This window comes from Nocardioides ureilyticus (assembly GCF_051280745.1).
In the GTDB taxonomy this organism is placed as follows: domain Bacteria; phylum Actinomycetota; class Actinomycetes; order Propionibacteriales; family Nocardioidaceae; genus Nocardioides.
This window is the reverse complement of record NZ_JBNCOG010000013.1, coordinates 1-16,978: the sequence shown is the minus strand read 5'-3', so window position 1 is coordinate 16,978 and position 16,978 is coordinate 1. Positions and strand designations below refer to the sequence as shown.

At 73.9% G+C, this 16,978-nt stretch carries 19 protein-coding genes; 12 read left to right on the top strand and 7 right to left on the bottom strand.

What is annotated here, in order from left to right:
• The first annotated feature begins 105 nt into the window (after nt 1-105).
• Complete coding sequence (locus ACSMHG_RS09135; RefSeq protein WP_435743941.1) at nt 106-1,134, top strand: 6-phosphofructokinase; 1,029 nt, start codon at nt 106-108, stop codon at nt 1,132-1,134.
• Between the two features lie 10 nt (nt 1,135-1,144).
• On the opposite strand, the gene ACSMHG_RS09130 is transcribed toward ACSMHG_RS09135, so the two are convergent.
• Complete coding sequence (locus tag ACSMHG_RS09130; RefSeq protein ID WP_435743939.1) at nt 1,145-1,918, bottom strand: endonuclease/exonuclease/phosphatase family protein; 774 nt, start codon at nt 1,916-1,918, stop codon at nt 1,145-1,147.
• A 45-nt stretch (nt 1,919-1,963) separates the two neighbouring features.
• Here ACSMHG_RS09130 and ACSMHG_RS09125 point away from each other — a divergent pair, with 45 nt between their 5' ends.
• The 4 genes from ACSMHG_RS09125 (at nt 1,964) to ACSMHG_RS09110 (ending at nt 6,470) form a co-directional block, all read left to right on the top strand.
• Nucleotides 1,964-2,527 (top strand): nucleotidyltransferase family protein, encoded by a 564-nt coding sequence (locus tag ACSMHG_RS09125; protein WP_435743937.1) that lies wholly within the window; start codon nt 1,964-1,966, stop codon nt 2,525-2,527.
• Between the two features lie 45 nt (nt 2,528-2,572).
• Complete coding sequence (locus tag ACSMHG_RS09120) at nt 2,573-4,030, top strand: APC family permease (protein WP_435743934.1); 1,458 nt, start codon at nt 2,573-2,575, stop codon at nt 4,028-4,030.
• Nucleotides 4,031-4,146: 116 nt separating this feature from the next.
• Nucleotides 4,147-5,463, top strand: coding sequence for a class II 3-deoxy-7-phosphoheptulonate synthase (locus ACSMHG_RS09115; RefSeq protein WP_435744138.1), 1,317 nt, complete (start codon nt 4,147-4,149; stop codon nt 5,461-5,463).
• A gap of 14 nt (nt 5,464-5,477) precedes the next feature.
• Nucleotides 5,478-6,470, top strand: a complete 993-nt coding sequence (locus ACSMHG_RS09110; RefSeq protein WP_435743931.1) for a threonine aldolase family protein — start codon at nt 5,478-5,480, stop codon at nt 6,468-6,470.
• 13 nt (nt 6,471-6,483) lie between these two features.
• Here the strand turns inward: ACSMHG_RS09110 and ACSMHG_RS09105 are convergent, their stop codons facing one another.
• Genes ACSMHG_RS09105 through pknB form a run of 3 tightly spaced genes read right to left on the bottom strand, consistent with a single transcriptional unit; the run spans nt 6,484 to nt 10,369 of the window.
• Complete coding sequence (locus ACSMHG_RS09105) at nt 6,484-7,401, bottom strand: DMT family transporter (protein ID WP_435743928.1); 918 nt, start codon at nt 7,399-7,401, stop codon at nt 6,484-6,486.
• The gene (locus ACSMHG_RS09100; protein ID WP_435743926.1) at nt 7,398-8,291 is read right to left on the bottom strand and encodes a deoxyribonuclease IV; all 894 of its coding nucleotides are present in this window, start codon (nt 8,289-8,291) and stop codon (nt 7,398-7,400) included. The genes ACSMHG_RS09105 and ACSMHG_RS09100 overlap by 4 nt, the downstream gene beginning before the upstream one ends.
• Nucleotides 8,292-8,308: 17 nt before the next feature.
• Complete coding sequence (pknB, locus tag ACSMHG_RS09095) at nt 8,309-10,369, bottom strand: Stk1 family PASTA domain-containing Ser/Thr kinase (RefSeq protein ID WP_435743923.1); 2,061 nt, start codon at nt 10,367-10,369, stop codon at nt 8,309-8,311.
• Nucleotides 10,370-10,501: 132 nt separating this feature from the next.
• Between pknB and ACSMHG_RS09090 the strand changes: the two genes are divergently transcribed.
• From ACSMHG_RS09090 to ACSMHG_RS09080, 3 genes are read left to right on the top strand one after another with little or no spacing between them, the layout of a single operon-like run.
• The gene (locus ACSMHG_RS09090; protein ID WP_435743921.1) at nt 10,502-10,873 is read left to right on the top strand and encodes an Rv2175c family DNA-binding protein; all 372 of its coding nucleotides are present in this window, start codon (nt 10,502-10,504) and stop codon (nt 10,871-10,873) included.
• A 20-nt stretch (nt 10,874-10,893) separates the two neighbouring features.
• The gene (locus ACSMHG_RS09085) at nt 10,894-11,292 is read left to right on the top strand and encodes a guanyl-specific ribonuclease (RefSeq protein WP_435743919.1); all 399 of its coding nucleotides are present in this window, start codon (nt 10,894-10,896) and stop codon (nt 11,290-11,292) included.
• Nucleotides 11,289-11,627 (top strand): barstar family protein, encoded by a 339-nt coding sequence (locus ACSMHG_RS09080; RefSeq protein ID WP_435743916.1) that lies wholly within the window; start codon nt 11,289-11,291, stop codon nt 11,625-11,627. The genes ACSMHG_RS09085 and ACSMHG_RS09080 overlap by 4 nt, the downstream gene beginning before the upstream one ends.
• A 32-nt stretch (nt 11,628-11,659) precedes the next feature.
• Here the strand turns inward: ACSMHG_RS09080 and ACSMHG_RS09075 are convergent, their stop codons facing one another.
• A complete protein-coding gene (locus ACSMHG_RS09075) occupies nt 11,660-12,727 on the bottom strand; it encodes a polyprenyl synthetase family protein (protein ID WP_435743913.1) in 1,068 nt (355 codons plus the stop codon).
• A gap of 64 nt (nt 12,728-12,791) precedes the next feature.
• Here ACSMHG_RS09075 and metF point away from each other — a divergent pair, with 64 nt between their 5' ends.
• Complete coding sequence (metF, locus tag ACSMHG_RS09070; protein WP_435743911.1) at nt 12,792-13,682, top strand: methylenetetrahydrofolate reductase [NAD(P)H]; 891 nt, start codon at nt 12,792-12,794, stop codon at nt 13,680-13,682.
• A gap of 28 nt (nt 13,683-13,710) precedes the next feature.
• Here the strand turns inward: metF and ACSMHG_RS09065 are convergent, their stop codons facing one another.
• Nucleotides 13,711-15,015, bottom strand: coding sequence for a phytoene desaturase family protein (locus ACSMHG_RS09065; protein WP_435743909.1), 1,305 nt, complete (start codon nt 15,013-15,015; stop codon nt 13,711-13,713).
• 87 nt (nt 15,016-15,102) lie between these two features.
• On the bottom strand, nt 15,103-15,576 hold the full coding sequence (locus tag ACSMHG_RS09060) for a YbaK/EbsC family protein (protein WP_435743907.1): 474 nt from the start codon (nt 15,574-15,576) through the stop codon (nt 15,103-15,105).
• Between the two features lie 65 nt (nt 15,577-15,641).
• On the opposite strand from ACSMHG_RS09060, the gene ACSMHG_RS09055 reads away from it, so the two are divergent.
• The 3 genes from ACSMHG_RS09055 to ACSMHG_RS09045 form a co-directional block, all read left to right on the top strand.
• Nucleotides 15,642-16,091 (top strand): hypothetical protein, encoded by a 450-nt coding sequence (locus tag ACSMHG_RS09055; protein ID WP_435743905.1) that lies wholly within the window; start codon nt 15,642-15,644, stop codon nt 16,089-16,091.
• Between the two features lie 110 nt (nt 16,092-16,201).
• Nucleotides 16,202-16,654, top strand: coding sequence for an SAV_6107 family HEPN domain-containing protein (locus ACSMHG_RS09050; protein ID WP_435743902.1), 453 nt, complete (start codon nt 16,202-16,204; stop codon nt 16,652-16,654).
• Nucleotides 16,655-16,725: 71 nt separating this feature from the next.
• Nucleotides 16,726-16,978 (top strand): class I SAM-dependent methyltransferase (locus ACSMHG_RS09045; protein WP_435743900.1); only part of this gene is annotated, 253 nt, incomplete at its 3' end.

Below are 16,978 nucleotides of genomic sequence, written 5' to 3'. Positions count from 1 at the left end.
GTTGGCCGCTCAGCGTCGGACGACTAGGGTCGCCACGTCTGGATCGATCCAATCCATCTCTACGACACCCTCTCGAGCCACTTCTCGAGCCAGCAAGGAGGCACCATGCGCGTCGGAGTGCTCACCGGAGGCGGGGATTGCCCCGGCCTCAACGCCGTCATCCGGGCGGTCGTCCGCAAGGGGGTCCGCGAGCACGGCTTCGAGCTCGTGGGCTTCCGCGACGGGTGGAAGGGGCCGCTCGAGGGGTTGACGATGGAGCTCGGCATCGAGCAGTGCCGAGGCATCCTGCCCCGCGGCGGCACCATCCTCGGCTCCTCCCGGACCAACCCGTTCAAGGTCGAGGACGGCGTCGAGCGGATCAAGGAGAACCTCGCCGCCCAGGGCGTCGACGCGCTGGTCGCCATCGGCGGGGAGGACACGCTGGGTGTGGCGACGAAGCTGGCCGACCTCGGCGTGGACGTCGTCGGCGTCCCGAAGACGATCGACAACGACCTCTCCGGCACCGACTTCACCTTCGGCTTCGACACGGCGGTCAACATCGCCACCGAGGCGATCGACCGGCTGCACACCACCGCCGAGTCGCACCACCGGGTGCTCGTCGTCGAGGTGATGGGCCGCCACGCCGGCTGGATCGCCCTCCACGCGGGCATCGCGGGCGGCGCCAGCGCGGTGCTGATCCCTGAGCAGCCCTTCGACATCGAGAAGGTGTGCGCGCACGTCGAGAGCCGCTTCGAGTCGGAGTACGCCCCGATCATCGTGGTCTCCGAGGGCGCCGTGCCGCTCGAGGGTGGCGGCATGACGCTGCAGTCGGGGGAGAAGGACGCCTTCGGGCACGTCCGCCTCGGCGGCATCGGCGACCGCCTCGCCCAGGAGATCGAGCAGCGCACCGGCAAGGAGGCCCGCGCGGTCGTCCTCGGCCACGTCCAGCGCGGCGGCACGCCGACCGCCTTCGACCGCTGGCTCGCCACCCGCTTCGGACTGCAGGCGATCGACGCCGTCGCGGACGGTGACTTCGGCACCATGATGGCGCTGCGCGGCACCAAGATCGTCCGGGTGCCGCTGGTCGAGGGGACCGGTGAGCTGAAGGTCGTCAGCCCGGAGGAGTACGCCGAGGCGCAGGTCTTCTTCGGGTAACCCCGGCCGGTCAGAGCTCCAGGTCCACCACGAGCGCCCGGTGGTCGGAGAGGGGCAGCTCGCGTGCCTCGGTGGACCGGACGCGCATCCGTCCGTCCGCCAGCACGTGGTCGAGCTGCTCGACCGGCGCGTGGGCGGGGAACGTCGGCTGGGTGGTGACCCCACGCAGGCCGGAGATCCGGCCGGCGCGGTCGCCGTCCATGTTGAGGTCGCCGACCACCGCGAGCGGACGGGGTGAGGCCTCGAGGGAGGAGACCAGCGAGCGCAGCTGCCGACCGTTCCACCACGGCACGAACGACAGGTGGGTGTTGGCCACGGTGAGGCAGCCGCCGCCGGCCTCCCCGTCGACCTGCACCTGGGCCGCCACCCCGACCCGCGGCTCGTCGCGGACCATCGTCGGCACCCGGCTGCCGCGGAACCACATCGGCACCCGGGTGCGCAGCACGGGGAGCCGCACGATCTGCCAGGCGCTGACCGGCCGGCGGCTGAGCAGGGCGATGCCGTACGCCGCGGCGTCCGGCTGCTCCTCGCCGGTCGCGGCGACCCAGGTGGCGCCCGGGCTGCCGCTGAGTGCGGCCACGAACCGGTGGTCGACGGCGCCCATCGCCTCCGCGGCGACGGCGGTGAGGTCGGCCCGCTCGGACCTCGGCTGGTTGCGGTCGACCTCCTGCAGGGCCAGCACGTCGGCGTCCAGCGAGCGGACCGCCTCGGCGAAGGCGGCCACGTCGACGTGGTCGTCGGCGGGGTGGCGGCCGTTGAGGATGTTGAAGGTGACCAGGCGCATCGGCGGGCCGTGTACCCGCGGTGCCGGTCGGGTACACCGCTCCCCGTGAGCCATGGCGACGTCGAGCAGAATCCACTCCGCGAAGCGCTGAAGCTGGTCGCGGTCACCCTCAAGCAGGGTGACGTGCCCTTCGCGCTCGCCGGGGGCTACGCCCTCTGGGCGCGCGGCGGGCCGGAGCCCGAGCACGACGTCGACTTCGTCGTCGCCGAGGAGGACTCCGCCCGCGCCGCCGAGCTGCTGGCCGAGGAGGGGCTCGACGTGGTGCAGCCGCCGGAGGACTGGCTGTTCAAGGTCTTCGTCGACGGCGCGATGGTCGACGTCCTGTTCCGGACCAACGGGATCTCGGTCACGCGGGAGGTGCTCGCGGAGGTCGACCCGATCGAGGTGGAGTCGGTGCAGATGCCGGTGCTCTCCACCACCGTGCTCATGGGGCACAAGCTCAACGCGCTCGAGGAGCACGCCTGCGACTTCAGCAAGACCCTGCCGGTGGCCCGCGCCGTGCGGGAGCAGGTCGACTGGGACCACGTCCGCGAGGCGACGGCGGAGAACGACTTCGCCGTCGCCTTCCTGGTCCTCCTCGAGCGGCTCGGGGTCATCGAGTCCACGTGAGCCCGGGGACGTTTCGCCCGTTCGGGGGAGGGCAACTTCTCCTCCATGACCGCCTCCAGCACGGCGCCTGACGTCGACGACCCTGGTTCCGGACCCGCCCTCAAGCGGGTGATGGGCCCCCGGCTCCTGCTGTTCTTCATCATCGGCGACATCATCGGCGCCGGGATCTTCGCCATCACCGGCGACGTCGCGTCCGAGGTCGGCGGCGTGGCGTGGTTGCCGTTCCTCGTGGCGTTCGCCGTGGCCTCCCTGACCGCGCTGTCCTACCTGGAGCTGGTCACCGAGCACCAGCAGGCCGCCGGGGCGGCGTTGTTCGTGCACAAGGCGTTCGGCCTGCACTTCGCGACGTTCCTCGTCGCCTTCGCCGTGGTCTGCTCCGGCATCACCAGCGCGTCGACCTCCTCGGGACTGGTCGCCTCGAACCTCCTCCTCGGCCTGGACGAGGTGATCGGGGGCGTGCCGACGGGAGAGACCGCGACCCTGCTGGTCGCACTCGGCTTCATGGTGCTGCTGGCGGCGGTCAACCTGCGCGGCGTGGGCGAGAGCGTGCGGTTCAACCTGGTCCTGACGTCAGTCGTGGTGGTGGCGCTCGGCGTGATCATCGCCATCGGGGTCTGGGCGATGGCGAACGACGGTGACGTCGGCCGGGTGGTCGTCTTCGAGTCGCCCGGGGACAAGAACGTGTTCGTCGCCGTCACCGTGGCCACGACCGTCGCGTTCTTTGCGATGGTCGGCTTCGAGGACTCGGTGAACATGGTGGAGGAGGTCAAGGACCCCGCGCGCACGTTCCCGCGGATCATGCTCACCGCCCTCGGCATCTGCGCGCTGCTCTACGTCCTCGTCGCGATCGCCGTGGTGGTGGTGATCCCGCCGGGCGACATCGCCGATCCGGTCAACCCCGAGGCGGGCATCCTGCTCGACGTCGTCCGTGTCGGGGCGCCGGGCCTCCCGATCGACACCGTCTTCCCCTTCCTCACCGTCTTCGCCGTCGCCAACACGGCCCTGATCAACATGCTGATGGCCAGCCGCCTGGTCTACGGCATGGCCAAGCAGGACGTCCTGCCGCGTGCGCTCGGTGCCGTGCTGCCCACCCGCCGGTCGCCGTGGGCGGCCATCACCTTCACCACGGTCCTCGCCCTCGGTCTCATCACCTACGTCCGCCTCCAGTCGGAGAGCGACGTGGTGGTCGCCCTCGCCGGCACCACGGCGCTGTTGCTGCTCGGGGTGTTCACGGTCGTCAACGTCGCCTGCCTGGTCCTGCGCCGGCGCCCGGACGCGAAGCCGTCGTTCCGGGCGCCGGCCTGGACCCCGTGGGCTGGCGCGGTGACCGCGGCGTTCCTCGTCGGACCGTGGGCACGCGACGAGGAGGACCACATCCAGTACGCCATCGCCGGGGCGCTCCTGCTCATCGGCGTCGGCCTGTGGGCGCTGACCTGGTTGGCCAACCGTGGCCTCCGGGCCCAGAAGACGGGCTTCCGCGACATCGAGAGCCTCGACGACTGACTCCGAGCGCGCGGACCGAGGGGCGCGTCTCGGCTCCGTGCGCTGATTCCGGGCACGCACCGGTGCGCGCGTACGCTTGACCGGTGAGCATCCCCGACCTCGCCACCCTGCACGCCATGGGCCCCGCCCAGCAGCCGACGTACCCCGACTCCGAGGCGGTCGACACTGCCGTCTCGAAGCTGCGGACCCTTCCGCCGCTGGTCTTCGCCGGTGAGTGCGACGAGCTCAAGGACAAGATCGCGGCCGTCGCCCGCGGCGAGGCGTTCCTGCTCCAGGGCGGCGACTGCGCCGAGACGTTCTCGGGCGTGACGGCCGACAACGTGCGCAACAAGCTGCGGGTGCTGCTGCAGATGGCCGTCGTGCTGACGTACGCCGCATCCGTCCCGGTGGTCAAGGTGGGCCGGCTGGCGGGCCAGTACGCCAAGCCCCGCTCCTCGGACTTCGAGACCCGCACGCTGGCCGACGGCCAGCAGGTCACGCTCCCGGCCTACCGCGGCGACGCGGTCAACGGCTACGACTTCACCGCTGAGTCGCGGGTCCCCGACCCGCAGCGGCTGGTCGACGTCTACAACAGCTCCGCGGCGACCCTGAACCTGATCCGTGCCTTCGTCACCGGTGGCTACGCCGACCTGCGCCAGGTGCACGCCTGGAACACCGACTTCGTGCGCGAGTCCCCGGTGGGCCAGCGCTACGAGGCCGTGGCGAGCGAGATCGAGCGCGCGCTGACCTTCATGGCCGCCATCGGCGCCGACCCGGTCGAGTTCCACCGGGTCGACTTCCACTCCAGCCACGAGGCGCTGGTGCTCGAGTACGAGCACGCCATGACCCGCATCGACTCGCGCACGCAGCAGCCCTACGACGTGTCCGGCCACATGGTCTGGATCGGCGAGCGCACCCGCCAGCTCGACAACGCCCACGTGGAGCTGCTCAGCCACATCCGCAACCCGATCGGCGTCAAGCTCGGTCCCACCACCACGCCCGACGACGCGCTCGCGCTGGCCTCGCGGCTCAACCCGCTCAACGAGCCGGGCCGGCTCACCTTCATCACCCGGTTCGGCGCCGGGCGGATCCGCGACGGCCTGCCGCAGCTGGTGGAGAAGGTCGCCGCGGAGGGCGTCGAGGTCGCGTGGGTGTGCGACCCGATGCACGGCAACACCTTCGAGGCCAGCTCGGGCTACAAGACCCGCCGCTTCGACGACGTCATCGACGAGGTGCAGGGGTTCTTCGACGTGCACCGCTCGCTGGGCACCTGGCCCGGCGGCATCCACGTGGAGCTCACCGGTGACGACGTCACCGAGTGCGTCGGCGGCGGCGACAACCTCACCGACGTCGACCTCGCGCACCGCTACGAGTCGGTCTGCGACCCGCGCCTGAACCGGGTGCAGTCGCTGGAGCTGGCGTTCCTCGTGGCAGAGATGCTGCGCAAGGCCTGAGGACGGGCCCCGGCGTGATCGACCTCCGCTCTGACACCCTCACCCGACCGACGGAGGAGATGCGTCGCGCGATGGCGCGCGCCGAGGTCGGCGACGACGTGTACGGCGAGGACCCGACGGTCCGGCTCCTGGAGGAGCGGGTCGCGGAGCTGTTCGGCCACGAGGCCGCGCTGTTCATGCCGACCGGGTCGATGGCCAACGTGCTGGCTGTCCGCGCGGTCGTCGCCCCCGGCCAGGAGGTGCTCTGCGAGGCCTCCGCGCACATCGCCCGCGCGGAGCTCGGCGCGCACGGCGCGTACAGCGGGGTCACCATGCGCACCTGGTACGACCCGCGGGGCCAGGTCGACCTGCCGATGGTGCGGCGGATGTTCGCACCCGACCTCGGGCCCTTCTTCGTCCGGACCGCCGCGATCTCCGTCGAGTGCACCCACAACTTCGCCGGCGGTGCGGTGCTGCCGATCGGTGACCTGCAGGACCTGCGGGAGCTGGCCACGGCGGCCGGCGCCGCGGTGCACGTGGACGGCGCCCGGATCTGGAACGCCCACGTCGCCACCGGCACCCCGCTCGCCGAGTACGGCGCGGTGGCCGACGTGATGGCGGTCTGCCTCTCCAAGGGGCTCGGCGCGCCGGTCGGCTCGCTCACCCTCGGCACGGCCGACGTGATCGCCGAGACCCGCGTGTGGCGCAAGCGGATGGGCGGCGGCATGCGCCAGGTGGGGATCCTCGCGGCGGCCGGCCTGCACGCGCTGGAGCACCACCTCGAGCGGCTGGCCGACGACCACGCGCACGCGCGGCTGCTCGCCGAGGCCTGCGGGGTCGATCCCGACAGCGTCGACACCAACATCGTCGTGGTTCCCCGCACCGACGCGCCGGACTTCGTGGCGCGGGCGGCGGACGCCGGCGTCCGGGTCGCGATGGTCGGCCCCACGACGGTCCGGCTGGTCACCCACCTCGACGTCACCCGCGAGGACGCCGAGAAGGCGGCCGCGGCCCTCGCCGCGCTCTGACCTGGGCCCCGGCTCAGACCGCGAGGTGCTGGACCTCGCCCTCGAGCTTGCGCCGGGGCGCGAGCTCGACGGCCAGCATGGCGGCCAGCACCATCGCGCCACCGAGGAACATCCGGCCGGTGAGCGACTCGCCACCGAGGAGGACGGCGAAGAGCGCCGCGAAGACGGGTTCCATGCTCATGATGATCGCCGTCCGGGTCGGTGGCAGGTGCGCCTGGGCCCAGGTCTGACCGATGAGGGCCGCCGCACCGGCGAAGAGCGCCATGTAGAGCACGGAGAGCCAGTCGATCAGCGTCGGCGGGAGCACGATCCCGTCCGGCGCCGTGGCGACCAGGCAGATCACCGCGATGACGAGCAGCTGGACGATCGACATCCCGAGCGCCTCGCGGGCGTTCGACCAGGCACCGAGACCGACGATGTGCAGGGCGTAGAGCACCGCGCTCACCAGCGTGATCGCCTCGCCGTACCCGACGCTGAACCCCTGCAGCGTGAGCACCGCCAGCCCGGCGGTCGCCAGTGCCACGGCGCCCCAGGTGACGGGCGTGGTCCGGCTGCGGAGCAGCACGGCGGCGAGCACCGGTGTCAGCACGACGTACATCCCCGTGATGAATCCCGAGACCGACGCCGCCGTGTGCGCCAGGCCGGCGGTCTGCAGGATCTGGGCCAGGCCGTAGACCCCGCCCAGGACGACCGCCTGTCGCCGGGAGGCGGGGGAGAGGAGCCGGACGGCGCGCGGCGCGACCGCCACCATCACCACTCCGGCGATCGCGAACCGCACGGCGAGGAAGTCGAGGGTGGGTACCCGGTCGAGCAGGTCCTTGATGAGGAAGAACGTCGAGCCCCAGCACGCCGTCATCGCCAGCAGCGCGGCGGTCGCCAGGAGCGTCGTACGTCGGTCGGTGGCGGCGTGGCTGCTCTCGGTGGCGCTCATCCCAGTGCCTTGCTGCGCAGCTCCTGCAGCAGCTGCACGTCGCCGCCGTGGTCGCGGGAGCCGGGGGTCTCGGCGATGAGGGGGACGCCCTCGGTGGCGGGGTGGGCGAGCAGCTCGAGGAAGGGCTCGACGCCGATGTGGCCGGCCCCGATGTTCTGGTGCCGGTCCTTGAACGCGCCGCGCACGTCCATGGAGTCGTTGGCGTGCAGCAGCCGCAGCCGACCCGGACCGCCGATCTCCACGATCCGCTCCAGCGTCGCCGCGGCGCCGCCGGGCTCGTTCAGCGGCGCCCCGGCCGCGAAGACGTGGCAGGTGTCGAGGCAGATGCCGGCCTTCGGGTGGTGGTCGAGGGCGTCGAGGTACGCCGTGAGGTCCTCGACCCCCGCGCACAGCGACCGTCCCTGGCCGGCCGTGGGCTCGAGGAGGAGCCAGGGCGCGTCGTCGTCGGCGACGGCGTCGAGCAGCGGCAGCAAGCCCTCACGGACCTGGCGCAGGGCGGTCCCGAGACGCTCGGTGGTGTCGTCGGCCGCCACGTAGGAGCCGGTGTGGACGACGACCCCCTCGGCTCCGATCTCGGCGGCGCGCCGGAGGTTGTGCGCCACGCTGGCGACCGAGCGCTCGAAGGTCTGCGCGGTGGGCGAGCCGAGGTTCACCAGGTACGGCGCGTGGACGAAGACGCGCATCTCCCGGCGCTCGAGCTCCGCGCGGAACGCCGCGTCCTCGGCGGGTCTGCCCTCGCTGAGCGCCCACCCGCGCGGGTTGCCGCAGAAGACCTGGAACGTCTCGCAGCCCAGCGCGTCGGCCTGGGCGAGCGCGCCGGCACGGAGGCCCTTGCCGACGTTGAGGTGCGTCCCGATCGGGTTGCGGAGGACCGGGTCGGGCACGAGCACCCGCGGAGGCTACCCGTTCAGATGATGCTCAACGTGATCGTCGAGCCCCGGGGCACCAGCTCGCCGGGCTCCGGGTCGGTCGAGAAGACATAACCCAGCCCGAGGTGCCCGCCGGCCTTCCGGGTCTCGACGACGAAGCCCAGCGCCTCGAGCTCGAGGGTGGCGGCCTCGACGCCCGACGCGCGGACGTTCGGCACCGCCACCAGCTCCGGCCCCAGCGAGACGACGAGCGCGACCCGGTCGCCCTTGAAGAGCTGCCCGGAGGCGGGAGTCTGGCTGATCACGCCGCCGGCGTCGACGGTGTCGGAGTACTGTTCGTCGACGACCTCGACGACCAGGCCCTGCCGCTCCATCCGTGCCTGCGCCCGGTCGGCGTCCTTGCCCGTCCAGTCGCGCACCTCGATCGGCCGCCGGCCCTTGCTCACCACGAGGTCGACCACGGAGCCCGGGCGCAGCGTCGTGCCCGGCTTCGGGTCGCTGGCCATCACGACGCCCTCGGGGACCTTCTCGGAGAAGCGCCGCACCGAGCCGCCGAACTCCAGGCTCAGCTCGGCCAGCGCGTCCTGCGCCTCGTCCTCGGTCTTGCCGCGCAGCTTGGGTACGTCGTAGAGCTCCTCGCCCTTGCTGATCACCAGCGTCACCGTGCCGCCGTCCAGCACCCGGTCACCGGCGGCCGGCTCGGTGCGCATCACCTCGCCGGCGGGCACCGTGCGGGAGAACTCCCGCGACGCCAGCTCCGCCGCCAGCCCGGCGTCCTCGAGCTCGGCGACCGCCGCCGCCCGGTCGAGCCCGATCAGCCCCGGGGTGGTGGTCCAGCGCGCGACGCCGTACCACCAGGCGCCGGTGCCGAGCCCGGCTGCGAGCAGCAGCGCGACGAGCAGCGCCACGAGCCCCCTGCGTGACCGCGGGGGGTGGCCGGGGCCGGGGTGGGCCGGGGCGGTGCGCGTGGTGGTGACACCGGGGTCGCCGGCGGCGCGGGGGTGGACGCTCGGGTGGCCGGCCGGGTGGTCGGCCGGGTGGTCGGTGGAGTCCTGTCGTCCGGCCGGGAGCCGCAGCTGCGTGGTCTGCAGGCCGGGCGGCAGCAACGGCTGGGTGAGCTCGCCGGTGTCGCCGCCGAGGACCGGGCGGGGCCGCAGGTCCGCCTCGAGCTCGGGATCCTCCCGGACGCCGGTGTCGACGGCGTGCGCGACCCGGTGCAGCTGGTGCAGCAGCACGGCGGCGTCCGCCGGGCGCTGGGCCCGGTCCCGGGCGGTCGCCCGGGCGACCAGCGCGTCGACGTACGCCGGGATGCCGGGGACCGCGGCCGAGGGTGCGGGCACGTCCTCGTGGACGTGCTTGTAGGCGACCTGGATCGGCGACTCGCCCTCGTGGGGCTTGCGCCCGGTGAGCAGCTCGTAGAGGAGGACGCCGGCCGCGTAGACGTCGGCCCGGGCGTCGGCGCGCCCGTCGACGACCAGCTCGGGTGCCAGGTAGGAGACCGTGCCGATGAGCACGCCGCCGGTCGCGGTGTGCTGGGTGTCGGCGCTGACCGCCTTCGCCAGCCCGAAGTCGGCGACCTTGATCCGGCCGTCCGCGGCGACCAGCACGTTCTCCGGCTTGACGTCGCGGTGGATCAGGCCGGCGCGGTGGGCGGCGGCGAGCGCCGAGAGGACCGGCTCGAGCAGGGCGAGGGCACGCCCCGTCGGCATCGGGCTCTCCTTGGCGATGGTGTCGCGCAGGGTGTGGCCGTCGACGAGCTCCATGGCGAGGAAGACGGTGCCGTCGTCGTCGCCCTGGTCGTAGACGCCGACGACGTTGGGGTGGGAGAGACGGGCAGCGGCTCGGGCCTCGCGGACGAACCTCGCGGCGAACTCGTCGTCGTCACCGAGGCCCGGGTGCATCACCTTGACGGCCACCGTGCGGTCGAGCCGGATGTCGGTGGCCTCGTGGACGCTGGCCATGCCGCCGCGGGCGATGCGCGGCCCGACCCGGTAGCGCCCGTCGAGCAGCCGGCCCTCGAGGCGCCACTCGGACCGGCGGTCCGCGGGGTCGTTCGTGCGCACGTCGGTGCCCGACCGGGCATCACCACGTGGCGTCACGGCGACCCTCCTGCGTGCCGGAGGGGGAAGTCTCCGACGGCGACCATGGTACGAAGCCCACGAGCGGAGAGTGGGGGAGCGCACGTCCACGGCGTGGCGCGGCCGCGCGCGGCCGGGTGGGAGGATGGTGGCATGACCGACATCCCGCTCGCCGACCACGATCTCGCAGAGCTGGTCCCGGAGTGGCTGGACTGGGCCGAGGCGGCGCGTCGGCTCGACGTCACCGTGGCCAAGGTCCGCACGATGATCCGCGACCACGAGCTCGCCGCCGCCGTGCCCACGCCCGGGGCGGGCCAGCAGGTGCCGGCCGACTTCATCCAGGACGGCTTCCCCGTCAAGGGCCTGCCCGGGCTGCTCACGGTGCTCCACGACGGCGGGTACGACGACCGCGAGTGCATCGCCTGGCTCTTCCTCGACCAGGAGCTCCCGGGCCGCCCGATCGACGCGCTGCGCGAGAACCGCGGCTCCGAGGTGAAGCGGCGCGCCCAGGCGATGGCCTTCTGAGCGGCGTCCGGGGGCCCTCGGTGGGTGCGCGCACGAAGGCGGTCGCCGCCGCAGCCGCCGCGATCGTCCTGGTGGTGCTGGGTCTCGTCCTCGGCGGCGGTTCGCTCGACGGGGCGCCGGACGCTGACCGTGGGCGCAGCGGGCTCCCGACCGTCCTCCTCGACGAGCTGCCGCCCGAGGCGCGCCGGACGGTGCAGCGCATCGAGGAGGGCGGGCCGTTCCCCGAGGACGAGGACGGCACGGTCTTCCACAACTACGAGGACCTGCTCCCCGACCGGGACGACGGCTACTACCGGGAGTACACCGTCCCCACGCCCGGCCTCGGGCACCGAGGTCCGCGGCGGATCGTCGAGGGGGCGCCCGGCGAGTGGTACTGGACCGCGGACCACTACGCCTCGTTCGCCGAGGTGGTCCGGTGAGCGACCCGACGCCGCTCGCCGCGGCACTGACCGGCACCCGGTGGCGGCTGCGCCACGCCGACACCGTGGCCGACCCCACGAAGGCTGCGGTCCTCGAGGCGCTCGGGGACGCCCTGGGGTTCCCGGACTGGTGGGGGCGGAACCTCGACGCGCTCGCCGACTGCCTGGGCGACATCGAGGCGCCGTCGCGGACGCTGCTGCTCTGGGACGGCTGGGCCGGGTTCGCGGCGGACGACCCTCGGGGCTTCGGGCTGGTGCGGCGACTCCTCGCCGATGCCGGGCTGGCGGTCCTGCTGCGCGGCGACGGGCCCGCGCTCGGCGGGCCTCCGGCCTGACCGCTCCCGGGCGGTCCGGCTCCGGCGCCCGCTCAGACGGTGCGCTGCGTGGCAGCCTCGGCGAGCGCTCGGAGGGCGTCGCGGGCCCCCGCCTCGACCGGCGCCTTGTCGAGCGCGGTGACGGCCAGCTCGGACAGGTGCTCGATGACCGCCTCGACCTGGCTCCGGGCGCCCGAGGCGTCGATCACCTCGCGCAGCCGCGCCACGCTCGCCTCGTCGAGCGGCGTGCCCAGGGAGCGGTCGAGCAGGGCCGCGTCCGCCGGAGGCGCCGCGTCCAGCGCGAGGGCCACGAGCACCGTCCGCTTGCCCTCGACGAGGTCGTCGCCCGCGGGCTTGCCGGTGGTCCCGGGGTCCCCGAAGACCCCCAGCAGGTCGTCGCGGAGCTGGAAGGCCTCGCCCAGCGGCAGGCCGAAGGCCGACAGGGACTCGAGCACGGCCGGCCCGGCACCGGCCAGCGCGGCACCGATGTGCAGCGGCCGCTCGATCGAGTACTTCGCGGACTTGTAGCGCAGCACGGTCATCGCGGTCTCGACGTCCGCGCGCCCCCGGGCTTGCACCGACACGTCGAGGAACTGGCCGGCGACGACCTCCGAACGGCACAGGTCGAAGACCTCCAGCGCGGGCGCGACCTCGGTCAGGGGAAGTCCGCAGCGCCGCAGGAGCTGGTCGGACCAGCTGAGCAGCAGGTCGCCCAGGATGATGGCGCCGGCCTCGCCGTACTGAGCGGGGTCCCCGCGCCACCCGGCGGCCCGGTGCTCGCCCTCGAGCTGGCGGTGGGTGGCCGGACGTCCGCGCCGGGTGTCGGAGGCGTCCATCACGTCGTCGTGCACCAGCGCGCTGGCGTGCAGCAGCTCCAGTGCGGCGCAGGCGCGCAGCACGGCGGTCTCGTCCGACGCGGGAGCGACGGCGTGGTGCCCCCACCAGCAGAACGACGCGCGCAGCCGCTTGCCGCCCCGGACCGTGGTCCGCGCCTCGGCCAGCAGCCGGGCCGCGTCGTCGCCGAGCGGTGCGAGCTGGGCCGCCCGGGTGTCGAGGAAGTCGTCGAGGACGACCTGCACCCGGTCGCGGAACCCGGCGCTGTCCCACCCGTTGCTCTCCACCCGCCCGAGACTAGAGGGTGGACGCGTGCCGGCTCGGGCCGGGAGCGACCGTAGGCTCTCCGTCATGGTGACCGGTCGTGGGCGCTCGCTCGGGGAGACGATCCGCGAGGGCGGGAAGTCCTTCTCGTTCGAGTTCTTCCCCCCGAAGGACGAGGCCGGGGAGCAGCAGCTCTGGGAGGCGATCCGCGCGCTGGAGCCCTACCGGCCGACGTTCGTGTCGGTCACGTACGGCGCCGGTGGCTCCACCCGGGACACGACCGTCCGGGTGACCGGCCGGATCGCGCGGGAGACGTCGCTGATCCCGATGGCCCACCTGACCTGCGTGGGGCACACCCGCACCGAGCTCGAGGCGATCCTCGACGCCTACCACGAGGCCGGCATCCACCACGTGATGGCGCTGCGGGGAGACCCCGCAGACGGCCCACGGGCGCCGTGGACCCCGACCGAGGGCGGGCTGAGCTACGCGACCGAGCTCGTCGAGCTGGCCCGGTCGCGGGGCGACTTCCGGGTCGGCGTCGCCGCGTTCCCCGAGGGCCACCCGACCGCGGAGTCGCTCGACCACGACGCGGACGTGCTCGTGGCCAAGGCCAGGGCCGGCGCCGAGTTCGCCGTCACGCAGATGTTCTTCCGCGCCGCGGACTACTTCGGCCTCGTCGAGCGCGTGCGCGCGCGGGGGGTCGACATGCCGATCCTGCCCGGCATCATGCCGATCCTGAACCTCGCCGCCATCCGGCGGCAGGGCGAGCTGATCGGCGCCGACGTGCCCGAGGAGGTCGTGCGGCGGATCTCGGCGCGCGAGGGCGATCCGGCCGCGGTGCGCGCCGAGGGCATCGCGATGGCCGCCGAGCTGTGCGAGGAGCTGCTCGCCGGCGGTGCGCCGGGGCTGCACTTCTACACCCTCAACCGGTCGAAGGCGACGCTCGAGATCTTCGCCCGGCTCAACGTCTCGGTCTAGCCCCGGTCGAGTCCATCTCGGAGCCTCGTCAGGCCGGCCCGACGGCCTGCGCGACCAGGGCGGCCGAGAGCCCGACGTACGGCAGTCCGGCGCCCGGCGTCGCGTGCGCCCCGGCGGCGTACACCCCGGCGACGGGTGTCGTCGGACCCAGGCGGCGGTGGACGGTGCCCCGCCCCTGCCACAGCACGCCGTACGGCGACCCGCCCCAGCGCTCGACGAGGTCCCGGGGGCTCCGGTCGACCCGGGCCACCACCGCGTCGCGCACGTCGATGCCGTGCCGGGCCAGCGCCACGAGGAGGTCCTCGGCGATCCGTCCCCGCCCGTGCACCGTCCAGGCCCGGGCGCCGGCGGGTGCGCGGCCGCCGGTGCGGACCACCAGCAGCGGGTCGCCGTGGAGGACCACCTCGTGCGGGAGGTCCGGCAGCTCCCCGGTGAGGCCGACGTGCACGACGACCGGTGGCATGGCCGGCATGGTCCGCTCCACGAGGGGAGCCAGGGTGGGCAGCCGCCGGGGGTCGACCGCGACCACGACGACCTCCGCGTCGAGCTGCTCGCCACCGTCGAGCTCGGCCGCCACCACGCGGCCGCCGCGGACCACGAGGTCACGCACCCCGGCGCCGGTCAGCACGGTCACCCCACGGGTGGCGAGTCGCCGTTCGAGTGCCTCGGTGAGCCGTGCCATCCCGTCGGCGACCGTCCACGCGCCGAACCGCTGCTCGACGTACGCCGTCACGCCGGCCCAGGCGGGCACGTTGCGCAGGTCGTGCCCCTCCGCGACGGCCGGGTGGCCGGCCACGAGCTCCAGCCGCTCGTCGCGGAAGGTGCGCCGCAGGCGACGGTGGAGGCTCTGCCGGCCGTCCAGCACCTGCTCGAGCCGCCGGGGGAGCGAGCCGGGGGTCCAGGGCACCTCGAGGTAGTCGCGGCGCAGCGCCTCCCACACGTCGGTGTAGGAGGCGACGTGCGCTGCCCAGCGCTCGCCCAGCCCCCGGCCGAGCTCCTCGAACGCCGCGACCTGGGCGGCGCGGGAGCCGCCGGGCACCGCCACCCGTGTCCCGTCGGCGAACCGGTGCTCGCGGAGCAGGTCGAGCGGCACCAGGTCCAGCTCGCGCTCCAACGGGCGGCCGCTCTTGCGGAACAGGTCGCGGACGACCGCCGGCAGCGTCGTCCACGTCGGGCCGGCGTCCCAGGCGAAGTCACCGGCGGTCACCGTGGTCAGGGCGCCCCCGGGAGCGGCCGCGCGCTCGACCAGGGTCACCGCGTGCCCGAGCTTCGCCAGCCGCGCGGCTGCGGCGAGGCCGGCGAAGCCGCCGCCCACCACCACGACCGTCGCCACGGTTCGAAGCCTAGGCGAGGTGGCTCAGCGCGTGGCGCGGGCGGGTACAGCCAGGTCTCGACCGCCGTGGTCGCTGCCCGTGTCGGGTCACTCCACGTCGATCTCGGTCGCGCCGGTGAGGGTGAGCAGCTCGTCGTAGCTGGTCCGGAAGACCGCGGCCGGGTGCCCGGCGGCCGCCCAGAGCACCGGGTGCCGGGCCAGCCACCGGTCCAGGTACGTCGGGACGGGCGCGGGATGGCCGACGGGGGAGACCCCGCCGATGACCTGACCGGTTGCCTCGCGCACGAGCTCGGGCGTGGCACGGCGCAGTCGCCGTACGCCGACGGTCGCGGCCACCTTCTCGGTGTCCACCCGGTGGGCCCCGGAGGTCAGCACCAGGACCGGCGCCCCGTCGCCGTCGAAGAGAAGGCTGTTGGCGATGGCGCCGACCTCGCACCCGAGGGCGTCGGCCGCCAGTGCCGCTGTGTGCGCCGCGTCGGGCAGAATGACCACTTCCCCCGTGCCTCCCAACCGTGCGTGCTCCTCGCGGAACCGGGTGATCGACGGGTGCTCGGTCGTCATGCCGCGACCTTAGGGCACACCGGGAGGAACGGACCCGCACCCCACTGCACTGCCCAGGAGAGCCCATGAGCCAGCGCCCCACGACCGTCCGGCGAGCGGTGCAGCTCCTCGTCGGACTGGTCGCCCTCGCCGCCGTGGCCATCCTGCTCGCCGCGGTGCTGCCCGACTCGGTGCTCGACGGGTGGACCGGTGGCCGCTCGGCCGACGCCGACATCAAGGAGCCGGCCTACCTCCCCGTGGCCGTGGTGCTCTTCCTCGTCTTCGCCGGGCTGGTCTGGGTGCTGATCCCCTTCCTGCGCGCGGGCGCGAACTGGGCGCGGCACTCCATGGCGATGGTGGTGGCACTGGTGGCCGTCGCGACGCTGGCCGGGCTGCGCACCGACCCGCCGGCGCCGTTCGTCGTCGTCGCCGTCCTCTCGCTCGCGCTGGACGCCGCGGTGCTCGTCCTGCTCTGGCACCCGGACACCACCGGCTACATCCGCCGGCGCGAGGGCCGGGTGCCCACCTCCGTCTGACCCGGCGCACGCCGCTACCTCGCCCGGCGTCCTTGACGGACTGTCGGTGGGCCGGTGTACCTTCGAGGTGTTCGAACACGTGTTCGAGACCCGACAGTCAGGTGGTCCTCATGGAGCAGTCCGGATTCCAGCAGCCCAGCCCGTACGCCCTGCCGGCGACGACCCATGCCTACCTCGCCCGGTCCGCGGAGTCGCTGAGCGAGGCGATGGCCGCCAGCGACGTCCCCGAGCGGTACGCCCACGCCCACGTGGCGGCGCTCCGTGCCGCGGCCGCGCTGCTCGCCGCCCGTGCCCGGCCCACCCCGACCCGTCGACGGCCGCAGAAGAACGCCTGGGTGCTCCTGACCGAGGTGGCGCCGGAGCTCGCCGAGTGGGCGACCTTCTTCGCGGCCGGGGCGGCCAAGCGGGCGGCGGCCGAGGCCGGGTCGCGGCGGGCGGTGAGCGAGCGCGAGGCCGACGACCTGGTGCGCGACGCGGACCGGTTCCTGGCCGTGGTCGAGCAGGCGCTGGGTCTGGTCCCGCACGCCCCTGCTCGGCTGCACGTCGTGCGCCGGGCGGGCTGAGCTCGCGCGCCGGGCGGGTTCCGCGTCGGGTGCGGGCGCCGAAGGCGGGTGGCGCACCCTAGGGTGGCCCCATGGCAGCCACGGACCGCCCGCACGAACGCACCAGCGAGCGCCGCGGGGCCGCCCGTACGGCGGTCGTCTGGGCGGCGTTGCGTCCGGTGCTCGAGGGCGCCTCCCTCGACGTGCTGGACATCGGAGGGGGGACCGGCGGCTTCGCCGTCCGGGTCGCCGAGCTCGGCCACCGGGTCTCCGTGGTGGATCCGAGCCCGGACGCGCTCGCCGCGCTCGGGCGACGAGCCGACGAGGTGGGCGTCGACGTCGACG

Excerpts from the sequence above, each read along its gene's own strand:
- ACSMHG_RS09135 (WP_435743941.1), top strand. The coding sequence starts at position 106 with ATGCGCGTCGGAGTGCTCACCGGAGGCGGGGATTGCCCCGGCCTCAAC.
- ACSMHG_RS09130 (WP_435743939.1), bottom strand. The coding sequence starts at position 1,918 with ATGCGCCTGGTCACCTTCAACATCCTCAACGGCCGCCACCCCGCCGAC.
- ACSMHG_RS09120 (WP_435743934.1), top strand. The coding sequence starts at position 2,573 with ATGACCGCCTCCAGCACGGCGCCTGACGTCGACGACCCTGGTTCCGGA.
- ACSMHG_RS09115 (WP_435744138.1), top strand. The coding sequence starts at position 4,147 with ATGGGCCCCGCCCAGCAGCCGACGTACCCCGACTCCGAGGCGGTCGAC.
- ACSMHG_RS09105 (WP_435743928.1), bottom strand. The coding sequence starts at position 7,401 with ATGAGCGCCACCGAGAGCAGCCACGCCGCCACCGACCGACGTACGACG.
- ACSMHG_RS09090 (WP_435743921.1), top strand. The coding sequence starts at position 10,502 with ATGACCGACATCCCGCTCGCCGACCACGATCTCGCAGAGCTGGTCCCG.
- metF (WP_435743911.1), top strand. The coding sequence starts at position 12,792 with ATGGTGACCGGTCGTGGGCGCTCGCTCGGGGAGACGATCCGCGAGGGC.
- ACSMHG_RS09060 (WP_435743907.1), bottom strand. The coding sequence starts at position 15,576 with ATGACGACCGAGCACCCGTCGATCACCCGGTTCCGCGAGGAGCACGCA.
- ACSMHG_RS09055 (WP_435743905.1), top strand. The coding sequence starts at position 15,642 with ATGAGCCAGCGCCCCACGACCGTCCGGCGAGCGGTGCAGCTCCTCGTC.
- ACSMHG_RS09050 (WP_435743902.1), top strand. The coding sequence starts at position 16,202 with ATGGAGCAGTCCGGATTCCAGCAGCCCAGCCCGTACGCCCTGCCGGCG.